Source organism: Cytobacillus sp. FSL R7-0696 (assembly GCF_038006865.1).
Classification (GTDB): domain Bacteria; phylum Bacillota; class Bacilli; order Bacillales; family Cytobacillaceae; genus Cytobacillus; species Cytobacillus kochii.
Map to the genome: position 1 here is coordinate 1 of NZ_JBBOWA010000002.1, position 12,721 is coordinate 12,721.

16 protein-coding genes are annotated in these 12,721 nt (G+C 43.5%); 14 read left to right on the forward strand and 2 right to left on the reverse strand.

Annotated features, from left to right (window positions below; all coding sequences use genetic code 11):
• Positions 1-26: 26 nt before the first annotated feature.
• Both MKX29_RS23945 and MKX29_RS23950 read left to right on the forward strand, forming a co-directional pair.
• The gene (locus MKX29_RS23945; RefSeq protein WP_341108406.1) at positions 27-1,382 is read left to right on the forward strand and encodes a DnaB-like helicase C-terminal domain-containing protein; all 1,356 of its coding nucleotides are present in this window, start codon (positions 27-29) and stop codon (positions 1,380-1,382) included.
• An 88-nt stretch (positions 1,383-1,470) separates the two neighbouring features.
• Positions 1,471-2,463, forward strand: coding sequence for a toprim domain-containing protein (locus tag MKX29_RS23950; RefSeq protein WP_341108408.1), 993 nt, complete (start codon positions 1,471-1,473; stop codon positions 2,461-2,463).
• Positions 2,464-2,469: 6 nt separating this feature from the next.
• Here the strand turns inward: MKX29_RS23950 and MKX29_RS23955 are convergent, their stop codons facing one another.
• Positions 2,470-2,679, reverse strand: a complete 210-nt coding sequence (locus MKX29_RS23955; protein WP_341108410.1) for a helix-turn-helix transcriptional regulator — start codon at positions 2,677-2,679, stop codon at positions 2,470-2,472.
• A 43-nt stretch (positions 2,680-2,722) separates the two neighbouring features.
• Entirely contained in the window at positions 2,723-2,959 is a 237-nt protein-coding gene (locus tag MKX29_RS23960; RefSeq protein WP_341108412.1) for a helix-turn-helix domain-containing protein, read from the reverse strand.
• Between the two features lie 139 nt (positions 2,960-3,098).
• Between MKX29_RS23960 and MKX29_RS23965 the strand changes: the two genes are divergently transcribed.
• The 12 genes from MKX29_RS23965 (at position 3,099) to MKX29_RS24020 (ending at position 12,708) form a co-directional block, all read left to right on the forward strand.
• Complete coding sequence (locus MKX29_RS23965) at positions 3,099-4,253, forward strand: AimR family lysis-lysogeny pheromone receptor (protein WP_341108414.1); 1,155 nt, start codon at positions 3,099-3,101, stop codon at positions 4,251-4,253.
• A 13-nt stretch (positions 4,254-4,266) separates the two neighbouring features.
• The gene (locus tag MKX29_RS23970) at positions 4,267-4,389 is read left to right on the forward strand and encodes a hypothetical protein (protein WP_341108416.1); all 123 of its coding nucleotides are present in this window, start codon (positions 4,267-4,269) and stop codon (positions 4,387-4,389) included.
• Between the two features lie 208 nt (positions 4,390-4,597).
• Positions 4,598-5,242 carry a hypothetical protein gene (locus MKX29_RS23975; RefSeq protein WP_341108418.1) on the forward strand — a complete coding sequence of 215 codons (645 nt, stop codon included), beginning with the start codon at positions 4,598-4,600 and terminating at the stop codon, positions 5,240-5,242.
• 148 nt (positions 5,243-5,390) lie between these two features.
• Positions 5,391-5,576: a hypothetical protein gene (locus MKX29_RS23980; RefSeq protein ID WP_341108420.1), complete on the forward strand. Its 186-nt coding sequence runs from the start codon at positions 5,391-5,393 to the stop codon at positions 5,574-5,576.
• Positions 5,577-5,756: 180 nt separating this feature from the next.
• Positions 5,757-6,737: a hypothetical protein gene (locus MKX29_RS23985; protein WP_341108421.1), complete on the forward strand. Its 981-nt coding sequence runs from the start codon at positions 5,757-5,759 to the stop codon at positions 6,735-6,737.
• 155 nt (positions 6,738-6,892) lie between these two features.
• Positions 6,893-7,639, forward strand: a complete 747-nt coding sequence (locus MKX29_RS23990; RefSeq protein WP_341108424.1) for a hypothetical protein — start codon at positions 6,893-6,895, stop codon at positions 7,637-7,639.
• A gap of 13 nt (positions 7,640-7,652) precedes the next feature.
• Positions 7,653-8,075 (forward strand): hypothetical protein, encoded by a 423-nt coding sequence (locus MKX29_RS23995; RefSeq protein ID WP_340978895.1) that lies wholly within the window; start codon positions 7,653-7,655, stop codon positions 8,073-8,075.
• Positions 8,076-8,102: 27 nt separating this feature from the next.
• Positions 8,103-8,882 (forward strand): hypothetical protein, encoded by a 780-nt coding sequence (locus MKX29_RS24000; protein WP_341108427.1) that lies wholly within the window; start codon positions 8,103-8,105, stop codon positions 8,880-8,882.
• A gap of 208 nt (positions 8,883-9,090) precedes the next feature.
• On the forward strand, positions 9,091-10,872 hold the full coding sequence (locus MKX29_RS24005) for a DNA polymerase (protein WP_341108429.1): 1,782 nt from the start codon (positions 9,091-9,093) through the stop codon (positions 10,870-10,872).
• Positions 10,865-11,935 (forward strand): DNA polymerase, encoded by a 1,071-nt coding sequence (locus MKX29_RS24010; RefSeq protein ID WP_341108431.1) that lies wholly within the window; start codon positions 10,865-10,867, stop codon positions 11,933-11,935. The genes MKX29_RS24005 and MKX29_RS24010 overlap by 8 nt, the downstream gene beginning before the upstream one ends.
• Entirely contained in the window at positions 11,932-12,102 is a 171-nt protein-coding gene (locus MKX29_RS24015) for a hypothetical protein (protein ID WP_341108433.1), read from the forward strand. Before MKX29_RS24010 ends, MKX29_RS24015 begins: the two co-directional genes overlap by 4 nt.
• The gene (locus MKX29_RS24020; RefSeq protein ID WP_341108434.1) at positions 12,103-12,708 is read left to right on the forward strand and encodes a hypothetical protein; all 606 of its coding nucleotides are present in this window, start codon (positions 12,103-12,105) and stop codon (positions 12,706-12,708) included. It begins immediately after the preceding gene.
• Positions 12,709-12,721: the final 13 nt, after the last annotated feature.

Genomic DNA, 12,721 nt, shown 5'->3' on the forward strand with positions numbered 1-12,721 from the left:
AACATTGACTAAGGAGGCGAACGCAATTGCAATACGGAACATTTTTGCTATCAAAGGTAATTGACGCCAACGATCTGTCAGCCTTCATGCGCTTTGGCATCACGGAGCGCGACTTCCCAACAGAAAGCGAGCGAGCCGTTTTCCGGTTCGTTCGTGACTATGCGGAACGCAATCGGGGCCAGGCGCCAAGCATCGCGACAGTGGCGTCCGAGCATCCAACTTTTGCGGACTGGTATCAGCCGGAAATTAGCGACAGTTACGAACACTTGGCGGGAAAAATTAAAAGCGCGTCGGCTAAGGCGGAAGTTATTGAAATGGTTAATAGTGGCTGGCTTGAGCGCGAGTTGACCGAGAATGCGGACGGAAATGACGTAATTAAGAAGTTGCAAGAACGACTTCAACAAGCTATAATTAGAACAAACGTTCGATGTAAAGTGGGAACGGACGTTAAGCAGGACGCAACAACCTTCCTCGATGAATACCTTAAGCGTAAGGATGGCGAGTCATTCAAGATTTGGCGGTCAAAATTCGCGACAATTAATGAGCAAATAGGCGGTTACTTAAGCGGAAACATGTATACGTGGTACGGTCGATCAGGGCGCGGTAAATCCGTATTCACAATGGAGGAAATCATCGAATCCGCAGCGCAAGGAGCGAACGTGCTCGTTTGGTCAATGGAAATGTCGCGATTTGAATGGATGGCGCGGGCATATAGTTCCATTAGCGCAAGAGCCGGCGTGGCGGTTGAGCAGATAGGCGGAATGGACTATGAGGTAGGATTTGAGAACAAGCAACTGATAAGCGGCAAATTATCGGAAGAGTTTGAAGAGGGTTTACGCGTATTCTTGCAAAGGTTGGCAGAAGGCGAATATTTGTCGGGCAGTATTACGCTTAGAGCTGCGGATGATGTAGACTTTTATAAAAGGGACGTTAGGCAGTTGGAAGCCGACATACGCGCGACCAATGCAGACGTAGTATTAATTGATCCGATTTACCTTATGGATTACGAAGCGAACACGAGCAAAGTTGCTGGCGGCGATGTTGCGAATACCTCAAAAAAAATCCGTAGGCTAGCTGGCAATACGGGCTGTGTCGTGCACGTTATTACCCAGGCGGAAGAGGTTCGCGATGATGTAGACGAGGACGGCCGTCGAGAATTGCGAGCACCAAAGCGTGCCGAGATTAAGAAAACGAAAGCAGTATTAGAGGACGCGACAAATACATTCGGCATTGATTCGCTAGATGGCGAGGGAATAATCGAAATCGGCAAGGGACGGAATGGTGGTGAGGGAACGCAAGTTAACGTTTTATATCTGCCTAATTACGGCGTTGTACGTGAAATGGATAGTGGCGCAACAGCAGCGAGTCAGTTTAATTTTTAAATATTGGTAAATTTATATAACTATTTGACTATTGCGACAATAGGCGAAATTTGGGTATAATGGAATAGAAGAGGAGGACTTACGTATTATGCCATTTCATTTACGGGATCAGACGTTAGACATAGACGTTCGCTCCGAGCTTGAGAAATTCGAATGGACGCGTCCGACTTGGAACGCCGATAAGCTAATCGCAGCAAGTCCGTTTCGCTACGATAAGTCGCCGAGCTTTTTCGTCCGACTAGAGGACTATGCGGACTATCCAGCGGGTACATGGTCCGATAGCGGTGCGTACGATGACGAGTGGGCTTCGGGAAATATCGTCAAGCTGCTCGCGTTCTTGCGGCATGAAACGGTGGAAGAGGTCGAGGAATATTTAATTGACGCGTATGGCTATAGCGCGCTGCCGACTGACGACATTAAGTTGCGCCCAATTCGCGTAAAAGTTCAGCGGGATAGGAAGCCGTTGAGCGAGCAAGCATTGGCGGGCTACGGCGAACAATACGACTATTTAAAAGGGCGCGGCATTAGCGAGCAGACTCAGCGCCAGGCGGGCGTATTATATGATGCGAAAAGTAAAGCGGCAGTATTTCCTTGGCGCCTAGCTAACGGACGCCTGGCGAACATCAAGCATCGCCAAACGCGTGGCAAGGTGTTTTGGTACGTTAAGGGAGCGATTCCTATACGCGAATTGGTTTACGGCATGGAGAAAGCTGGCAGGCAAACGATAATATGTGAAGCGGAAATAGATGCGTTGAGCTGGCGACAGGCTGGCTATAGCGCAATTGCAACAGGTGGCGCGAGCTTTAATGAATATAAGCGGGATATGATCGTAAGGTCGGGCGTTGAAGAATTGCTGATTGCGACAGACAACGATAAGCCTGGCGAGAAGTTGCGGGAAGAGATTGAGCGAATGATGAATAGGCGAGTTAGGTTGCGACATGTTTACGTGGATAAGCGAGTTAAGGACGCGAATGAGGCGTTGGTCAAGCTGGGAGCTGAGTCGTTGCGTGAGAGTGTCGGGGTGTCGGAAGGCGGTCGATTCTTGTCCGTGAAATCACGGAGTTCAACGCTGGGTAAGTAACGCCTCTTACCCGTTGCGTGACGGCTTATCTTCGGGCAACCATTCGTAAAAGTCTTCAATACGGCAATCGAGAATATCGGCGAAGACTTTTGCGGTTGGTACTTTTAGTATATATCGGCCAGTCTCATAATCGCCAATCAATTTTACATAAACGCCGGATCGTTCGGATAATTGTTGCTGCGTTAATCCTCGCGCAAGACGTCGGTCCCGAAGCAAGCACCTTCCGACTCGTGTCGTAGTGTCTCACCTCATTATATAATTATTTACTGCTTCTGTTATCGTTTTTATTATCGGAAGTATCGAGTTTAATTTCAACTACTTTTTCAATAGGTACATTTAAATAAACGCAAATACTTGCGACTGTTTTTAAACTTACAAATTCATCTTTATTAATATTCGCTTGGGTACGGGAATTAAGACCTATTTCTTCTCGGAGGTCACTTAAGACTATCCCTTTTTCTTTCAACGTTTTTCTTAACGGATCAAAACTTAACATAAATTCACCTCTTAAATGTTTACTTTTTTAAACATTTTGCATATAATAATAATACTACGATATGAAGATTAAATCTCTTTTATGTAAATGTATCAAAAGTTTTTAGCATTATCAATAATTTTAGTGGGGGATTTTTCCAATGATATCAAAAGATATAGAAACAGTACTTGATAACTTAGGTAATAAAATGGATATAAAAGAACTATCTACATGCAGTGGCGTGCCGGAAGCAACTATTAGGCGCATTTTAAATCAAAAAGTGGAAACTAGCTTTATTAATTTATTTAATTTGTCTAACTGCCTGTTTGAAAGAGATAGCAAACTATTCAATTGGTGCTATGTCCTTGAATTACCTGGCAACATGAAGGCAGCAATGGAGTTTATGTTTTTGAAGAAAGAGTTTGGACAACTACGAAATTTTATTGACAACAGAGTTATGAAATCAAATAATAAATCAGTTAAAAAGTGGGCTAGAATATACTTGATAATATCAGAATACGAGGAATATTCTAAAGACCATTTTGAAACATTGAAAAGAATTAGAGAAATTTCTTATTCCGATAAAGAATCTGAAATATTATTGAAGTTAATAGAAGCGAATATTTTTTATCGCATAGTTTCAGATAGTTCTGCATATTTACATGAAATGACCAGAATTGTTAATGAAGTACAGGACCAAGTACAACATATAAAAGATAAGTTTCTTCAAGAAGCGTTTTTATGTAGAGTAAACGATCTACAAGGAAAAAGTTACTTGTATGTAAAATCTAATGCGGAGAAGGCTCGCGAATACGCGGAGAAAAACCTTCGTCAAAATATATGTCAGTTATTCAAAGGTAATTCGTTATATATAATAGGAAGGTCGTACAACTTCTCCGACTATAAGAACACCCGAGAATATGCAATTCAAGCGATTAATGTGTACCGTGAGAATGGTTACAGTTATTTCGCGGACGAAGTTGAGACGTATTTCCTTCCTTTTGTTGATGCTCATTTCGGGGAGAAAGTCGACAGCAGCGATATAGAAGGTAAGGCACATTATGAGTCAAAGTGGGGGGATAAACAAAAAGGACAAAAATATATAAATGAAGCAATAGACGAACGCGGAGAATGTATGTTTACACTCTATTACAAGGGGCTAGCATTCGATGACCCTGAAATACTTTTTAAATCATTTAGCCAGTTTTTACAAATTGGAGATAATTACTATGCTCAACTACCTCTAGAAGCGCTAAAAAAGTTCGAAACTTACTCCCGAATGGCAGAAATTATGTACAAACAATTTGTGAACTAAAGGAGAGATTGTATTGAAGAAAATTATAGCAGGTGTTGTCTTAGGTTTACTGGTAGTAGTTGGAGGAACGGTGTTATTTTCGGATCCGGTTAATTTAGCACATGTACCAAGGGGCGGATTTATTTTATTTAAATAAGAAGGTAATTATTCCGAGCGTCAGTATGGCGCTCTTTTTTTGTTTACATATATACACAATTTGACCTTGTCTAATTCATGTTAATTTTCCAAATTCAACCTATCAATTTAGTAATATAAGGATATAAATAAAAAAAGTTTAAAAAACTATGTCAGAAATTAATTGCTGATTCGTTATTTAAAGTATAAGGATAATGGAGGTTGAAAAATTGGAAAACACAAAATTAAATAGTTTAGTTGTAGAATATCAATCAACTCGAGATGAATTGGTCTTTAACAAAATTTATCAAGAAATTATGGAATCGATCATTAAAAATATTGAGTTCTCATCTAAACGACAAGGAATATCAAAGGAAGATATGGTTGCTATCTACGGAGACAGTTTATTAAAGGCAATTGACCTTTTCAAAGGAAATGGAGAATTTCGTAAATTATTCAATTCAATCGTAATCAAGAAACGCATTGACGCATCTAGGGCGGAAAAAACAAAAAGAAAGTATGAATTACATTTCGAAGAATTATCGGATTCCAGTGAAGAACCGAACGCGGCAACGTTCGAGATTTCAAGTGATTATATCCTAGATGAAGAAGTTTTTAAAAAGAAAGAAGCCGATCAGGTGGCACTGATCGACTCCTTAATATCCGAAGCAGATGAAATGACTACGGCAATAGTCAAAACATCGCTGACCTATATTCCGAAAAAAACGGCTGGCAGGCCGATGAAGCTCAAGTGGTACGTCGCTTCTAAACTCGGAATAGATAGGCGGACAGTTGAACGCAAATTCGAAAGCCTGGCCGGCAAATTCGATTCAAAGCAATACGGTGATTATACCGATTACCTTGTTGCGCAATAAATTATAAGCGGAGCTAAGTCACCTAGGAATCGCGACCTATTTCCGTTATCTACATTATAAAGCAAAATACGGTTTAGCGTACAGAGAAGTAACACAATTGTAATAATACACTAGTTCCGACAAATTTCGCAAATGGAGGTCGTTACCAATGAACGTTAATAAGCGTCAAACTCGCGCTTCTAATAATAAGTATGCCCAACCGGAGGATTTTAATACTGATTTCGAACGAAAGTTAAATCGTTATAAACGCGATGGCGTCCGCATGTATGACGCCAGCTACGCTAAACCAATCGAAGACGCGCTTCCTATTATAAAGGCGGTGCGTCTCGGATGACGGAATTTATTCTATTATATGGCGGAATATGTATCGTAGCTATAGTGCGCGCCGTTTGGAAAGCGAGTGGCGAGCGATGAAAGTCCTAAGCATGGCGGAAGTTAAGAAGCGAAAGATGATTGCGCAGTATGTTGCGTTTTACGGGACGGCTTATGCGGAAAGGACGGGGGTTAAGGCGAAGTGAATCTCGAAGGGTTGACGGAGAAAAGGAATCGTATGGGAGCGGTTTATTATGAGGACGCAGACGGGGAAATTGTCGCAAGACTATGTACGAAATGCGACGAAATAAAAGAGCTAGCGAATTTCTCGAAAGACAAACGAAAGTTAGGAGGCGTTCGTTCTTATTGCAAGGGTTGCGAGTCCAAACGTAGTCGAAAATACCGTGAAGAAAACCGAGAGAAAATAGCGGAACGTAATCGTAAATACCGCGAAGAAAACCGAGAGAAGATTGCGGAAAGTCAGCGTAAATATTACGAAGAAAACCGAGAAAAGATAGCGGAACGGCATAGTAAATATTACGAAGAAAACCGAGAAAATATAGCTAAATATTACGAAGAAAACCGAGATAAGATAGCGGAACGTATGCGTAAATATTACGAAGAAAACCGAGATAAGATTGCGGAAGTTAAGCGTAAATATTACGAAGAAAACAGAGATAAGATTGCGGGGTACCGACGTAAATTCCGCGAAGAAAACCGAGAAAAAGAAGCGGAACGAAGTCGTAAATATTACGAAAATAATCGCGAAAAATACTACATCTATGTTGCAAGACGACTAGCTAGAAAACGGTCACTTCCCGACACACTAACCGCCGAAGAATACGCTAAAACTCTAGCATACTTCGGAAACGCGTGCGCACTAACTGGCGAAACAACCGACTTGCATAGCGAACATGCGATACCACTCGCGATAGGCCGTGGCGGAACTATACGCGAAAACATGTACCCGATGGCAGGACGATTAAATTTAAGCAAAGGCGACCGCAACATTTTCGAATGGTTTGAGGCGAATAGGAAACGTTTCAAACTTTCGCAAGAACGATTTGACCGTTTGATCGAATGGCTCGGCAAAGCCAACGACATGACAGTCGAAGAGTATCGCGATTATGTGTACTGGTGTCACGATAATCCCGTAGAAATTGACGAAGAGGTGGCGATTTAATTATCGCCCGTCCGTCGGTGAATATTGAGGTAACGGTTAGGTAAGCAAGTCGCTAGGCTACGCTAAAACGCTGGCATAGTTTCCGTTACTATTCGATATTCAGTGACGGGCGCGGGATTTGCGTTCGACTATTAAAATATCAAGGAGGAAAACGGATGACAAACGTACACAATCAGTTTTTAGTAGGCGACGAGGCGGATGCGGCGCTAAGCGAAGAAGGCGGAAGCACAAAAGGCGCAAAGTTTTCATCGTTCAAGTCCGGCACAACTTACGCGGTCAAATTGATCGGCTTAAAGGATTACTTTCAGTTTTATAGCTACGGCATCTTTAACCAAGTCGATTCATTTTGCGCAGAGAATCCGTCTAAGAAAACTGCGAAAGGCTTTCCAGTCGATAACTTAACGCCATGGGATAAGGCTTTCCGTTACTACAAGGATTTGTCCGATGATTGGACTGACGCTCATTCGCAGGAAGCGCAAAAGTATAAGCCGAAATCACGTTTCGCGATGGCATTCTTCGACCTAACAAGCGGTGAGGTTATCGCAGTCGACCTAAGCGCAAAGCAACACGCAGCAGTTAAATCGGCTATCGAAAAGTACGCGAAGAAGAAAGATAAAATTGCGTTCGAACTGTCTAAGACGGGCGAAAGCACGGGCACGGTCGTCAGCTTAGCGCCAGTTCTCGATATGGACGAAGATATCACGGAACAGCAACGCGCTAACTTCGAGAAAGCTCCGACAGAAATCGATTTGACGCCATTCTTTAGCGCACCATATATCGCGGATGAGAAAGAGCAAATTGAAGCGTTGGTTAAAGCAGGCTTCGATATTAGCTTAATTGGATTGAGCGCAGGCAACGCAACTAATGACGCAAGCGACGGCGGAAATAATTACAACTTTTAAGGAGGCGAATTGAATGGCATCTTATACGGACACTCTTGGCGCTTACTCCGAACTGGTAGCCGAATTGGCGTTAATCGCTAACGGCTACACGGTTTCAACAACGCGAACATCGGAGGCCTACGATTTGAAAGCAACCGACCCATTAAATGGCGCCGAGCTAAAGGTTCAAGTAAAAACGATCCGCAAGCGCGGCGACCGTAACGGCGAACTGGTAGTTTATGCTACGAATGGCAGCGGTCAAAAATACTCTCAGTCCGACGTTGATGTTTTTATCGGCGTACTCGCGGAAGAGGGCGAAATGCCTCGCGTTTATATGTTCGAAAATAGGGACTTGCGCGAATACTGGGCGACAGAAGCGCGGGCAAGCAAGCGATGGGTCGAGTTGAGCCTTACGTTTAATCGAGCGCTTTATAAGGCGGAAATGGTTGCGCAATAAATTAAATATGACGAGGAGGCAATATAAATGGCGAAATTAGAAAACGTTAAAACAATCGATATGGTGAACGGTGAAATTACGAAGGTTGAATATAACGGAGATATTTACGTGAAGGTTGACGAGGGGCAAGGGACGGAGAATATCGGTGACATCGTAATTGGCAAAAAAGGAAAAGGACGCGATGATTCGTATTTTGAAATAGTAGAAATCAGTAGTTTTAACAGTTCAAGAAGTGGAAAGTTTTATGATGAGGACGACGACTTGGATGGGATGCTTTATTACGAAGTATTCCGTAAACAGTCCACGCCATCAGCTACCGCAAACCTAGACGAACGCGTCTCCGTACTTGAGTCGAAAGTTGCTACGCTTGAAGGCGAACCTGTTGCGCAGCCGTTGAAGGTCGGAGATTATGCGAAGGTAGTCGGTAGCTCAAACACGTTCGATGAGAAAGGAGCTATCGTTAAGATAGTCGAGGATGACGGGACGGACATTCCGTTTAAAAACGAACATCTGGACGGAAGTTATGCCGGATGGCAAGACGTTGAATCATTAGTCCGAGCAACCGACGAAGAAGTTGCGGAAGCAAAAGCGCAAGCAGCGTTGGAAGCAAAATGGGCGAAGATTGGACGCAAGCCTAACGAGTTTAAGAAAGGCGATATCGTTCACAGCGGAAATGGTTCCCCGGAGTTTACCGTGTTAGCAGAACACGAAATAAGTACAGGTAAAGTTGCGTTTGAATCTCGAAGGGTTGATTTAGATATAGTCGGGTTAGTTACGCCGGTAGAAAGCCGTTTTGACCGTGCCTAGTTGCGCGAAGTGTCAATCGGAAATACGCCACGGCAAGCTACACGTCGAGGACGATCAAGCGGACCTAACGTTTTGCGACGTCCAGTGCTGGCGCGAGTGGGCGGTCGATGACGGCGAATCATCCGTTTTGGACTATTACCGCGAAATGAACGTGCGGAGCGTAATCTACTAGGAGTGAAGGAAATCTCGACGAAGGAGAGTGATGCATATGGCGGCTAAGTTACGGCTAAACATCGGAAACGCGTCGGCAAGTGCGCAATCTGCTGAAGCCGTCAAGAAGGCGACAAAAAAGAAATCGGCGGCAACCGAGACAATTGACGAAGCATGGGCGCGCATACTGGCGATGAAATTAAACGACAAAGAACGCGCGCTAGTCCAGTTAGCGAAACAAGCGCCTACATCCGAAACGATAGGAAGGTTATCGGATAGCAAACTGACAAAAGAGAAGGCAATCGCGCTAGGCAGAAGCATAAAAGAGGATCGCGATAGAGTGCTGCGGCAACAGCGTATTCGCGAGACTCTAGACAGTAAGCCGAGCAATTACTTTATATTAACGCAGGATAGCCAATTGGCGGGCTTTATCGAACGAGTTCGCCAGGAGGTTCGCCTTCAACGCGAAAAATGGGCAAAGCGCTTCGAGAAATTGGGCGTAGAATCCATGACCGCGGGAGACTTTGAGGGAACAGGAATTGACGCTTATATTGATCTTTCAATTGGATTTTCTATATGGCTACCTTTGCTTGACGAGGGTTATTACCTTCCATACGGTCACGTTGAAATTGAAGGCACAGACCACGGCCATAAGGACACTGATTCGCAATTAACACGCTCGAAAGTTTTAGAAGTTATTACTCCGTATTTATCTCATTCCAAGCAGGGTAAGACGTTCCATATGGGAAGCGCCCGTTACGATTTACACATCGCACAAAATGACGGTTATACGATAAAAGGTTGCGTATGGGATACGTTGGATGCGATGCACTTAATGAACGAGCACGAAGATTCCTACGGATTGAAGCCACTAACGCAAAAGTATGGAAGGGACTTCGGAGTAGACGGTTCCGTTTATACCTTCGAGGACTTATTCGGAAATCGTTCGCCGGCGCCGTTTAATACGGAACTTGTGGGGATTTACGCGATAAACGACGTTAAGTATGGTTGGAAATTATTCGAATGGCAGTTCGATATTATGAAGAAAACTAACCGGCTTTTTGATTGTTATTGTGACGTCGATTCGGGCTTGCCGGAAACTGACGTTTTCTTAGAACGATGCGGATTCGAAATTAACCTGGATGGCATAAGACAACTTGAAGAGGAATTTGAGCCGAAAATAATAGAAGCAACTCAGCGCGTATTTGACACCTACGAAATAGACGACGCGTTCATACGAAAGATGGACCGGACAATTAACGCGAAGAAAATAGAAAAGTGGATTATCGCTCAGAAGAATCGCATTGATAAAACGCGCGAGAAAATATCTAAGAAAGAAACGAGAATAAGCGAAATTGAAGCGAGCAATAAAACGCACACAAAAATGTATACAAACGAAAAAGCGCAACTTGCGAAATATCAACGCGAGCTGTCCGAACTAGCGGAACCGATCATTGGTAACGCCCCGCAGTTAATAACGGAGTTTAGCATGACTAACGGAAATCACTTGGCGTATCTCATCTACGATCACTTAGGTATTGCGGATAAAACGTACAAGGTTGATAGGAACAAAAAGCGCTCGACTGCTGCGGACGTTCTCGCGATGTATTACGAAGATGAACCATCGCTGGAACCACTCGCGACAGTTGCGGAATATGAAAAGTTATTAAGCACGTATATTCGACCGTTACTCGGTCGCGGTGACTCGCCGTCAGTTATGGAGATTGACGGGCGTCTACACTCGAACTTTAAAGCAGGCGGAACGGCAACAGGTCGTTATTCATCTAGCTCATATAGCGCAAGGCCAATCGATATATTACGGAGGTGGTCAGATGGTTAATGTTACAGACGCGAATTACCACGACATTGTTAGAACGTTAATTGCCGATGACCGTAAAGTAAAGAAGGGCGTAAACTTGCAAAACATAGCGTCAAAGGGAGACGGTAAAAGGTTGCGTCACTGTTTCGTCCCTCGTGATGGATGGTTCTTCATCGGCAGTGACCTTGGGCAAATTGAGCCGCGAATACAGGCGCACATCATGTACGAAAAGTATGGAGATAATTCGATGCGTCAAATCTTCATCGACGGTGTGGATTTATATACGACGATGGCGATGAAAACGTTCGGGCTAGAAGAGAAATATTGCGTAGATAAAGCGTATGATCCGACGGGAACTTTCCAGCCAAGAAAGCTAATGAAAACGGGCGTTCTCGCCGTATCTTACGACCAGAAAGAAGATTCATTCGCACAGAAGATGAAAGTCTCGCGAGAAGTTGCTGCGCTATTCTTCACGAACTTTAACGAACAATTTCCATCGTTTAAGCCAATGGTTACAGATATTCGCGAAGGAATGAAACGAAATGGCTACGTCGAAACACTCTACGGAAGGAAGCGGAGGTTTCCAGACTATGAGAAAGTTGCAACGGAAGTTAAGCGAAATGAAAATCGCCTTATGCAATATTACATCGAGCGTAAACGGTTAAACGGCAAAAAAACGAAAACAGCGAAAGATAAGGCACGACTACTCGAACTGGCGGACTTAATTTCGCCACTAGCGGACAAACGTGGACTAGTAGCTTATTGGGAACGCGCAGCCTTTAACGCAGTTATTCAAGGAACTGGCGCAGATATTCTGAAAATGAACGGAAACCGCATGGCTCGCGAATGTATGGCGAGAGGTTGGGAGCTTAACGCGTCCATACACGATGAGGTCAAAATAAGCGTTCCTGCGAAAGACCTAACGCCAGATACGATCGATTTGATTAAGGACGTAATGACAAACACCGTGCAACTTTCCGTCCCACTCGTTACTGATACGGTGATTGAACCGCGTTGGATGGAAGAGTATGGAGAGGATGAGTGGGATTTCGAACTACAGAAACCGAAGGAGGAATCGGAATGAGGTTAGTATTAACGTTAGTAATTGCATCCTTGTCCGCTGGCTTAATAACATTGTTAGCGAAAATATTAAACAGTAGCTTTAATGACGTTGCTACGTTGTGGTTAATTGCCGGAAATGCTGCGTTATTAGTAGACTGCGTGTTGTTAGAGAAAAAGGAGGACGAGTAAATGGTATCTTATATAACTTTTATGAAGCACGCAGAAAAAGTGGCGAAAGCCGCATCTTCAAGTAGACCGGTATTAAAGGGAATTTACCACGCTGAAAATGGTGATGCGATAGTAACGGACTCACATCGTTTATATGTCGCTAATAACTGTCAGAGCGCTCAAGACACTTCAATTATCAATCCTAAAACTGGCGAGAAGATAGACGGAAGTTATCCAGACGTGTATCGATTATTGCCGGTAAATGATCCGGTCTATACGTTGTCTATCGATGTAAACGAAGCGCTAAAAGCGGCGAAGGCATTTAAAGCGCTACTACAATTTCCCGAAAAAACGATAAATACTACCGTTACCATCAGCGACAATAAGGCGTTATTAGCCGTCAATACTCCAGTTGTTTCCGCGACATATACACTTGGTGAAGTTGACGTTTCAAACGAAGTGCCTATCATAATGTTCAGTATTTTGTATTTTATTGAAGCGTTAGATATGTTTAAAGACTTAGGCGTAAGCACGATTACGTTAAATAATTACGGACAAAATCGACCGTTTACCTTGACGAACAATCACGACTTACTCGCGTTAATCATGCCAATTAGGACTGCATAAGGGGGACGAACAA

Coding starts and splice junctions, on each gene's coding strand:
- MKX29_RS23950 (WP_341108408.1), top strand. CDS start 1,471: ATGCCATTTCATTTACGGGATCAGACGTTAGACATAGACGTTCGCTCC.
- MKX29_RS23960 (WP_341108412.1), bottom strand. CDS start 2,959: ATGTTAAGTTTTGATCCGTTAAGAAAAACGTTGAAAGAAAAAGGGATA.
- MKX29_RS23965 (WP_341108414.1), top strand. CDS start 3,099: ATGATATCAAAAGATATAGAAACAGTACTTGATAACTTAGGTAATAAA.
- MKX29_RS23980 (WP_341108420.1), top strand. CDS start 5,391: ATGAACGTTAATAAGCGTCAAACTCGCGCTTCTAATAATAAGTATGCC.
- MKX29_RS23990 (WP_341108424.1), top strand. CDS start 6,893: ATGACAAACGTACACAATCAGTTTTTAGTAGGCGACGAGGCGGATGCG.
- MKX29_RS23995 (WP_340978895.1), top strand. CDS start 7,653: ATGGCATCTTATACGGACACTCTTGGCGCTTACTCCGAACTGGTAGCC.
- MKX29_RS24000 (WP_341108427.1), top strand. CDS start 8,103: ATGGCGAAATTAGAAAACGTTAAAACAATCGATATGGTGAACGGTGAA.
- MKX29_RS24005 (WP_341108429.1), top strand. CDS start 9,091: ATGGCGGCTAAGTTACGGCTAAACATCGGAAACGCGTCGGCAAGTGCG.
- MKX29_RS24010 (WP_341108431.1), top strand. CDS start 10,865: ATGGTTAATGTTACAGACGCGAATTACCACGACATTGTTAGAACGTTA.
- MKX29_RS24015 (WP_341108433.1), top strand. CDS start 11,932: ATGAGGTTAGTATTAACGTTAGTAATTGCATCCTTGTCCGCTGGCTTA.
- MKX29_RS24020 (WP_341108434.1), top strand. CDS start 12,103: ATGGTATCTTATATAACTTTTATGAAGCACGCAGAAAAAGTGGCGAAA.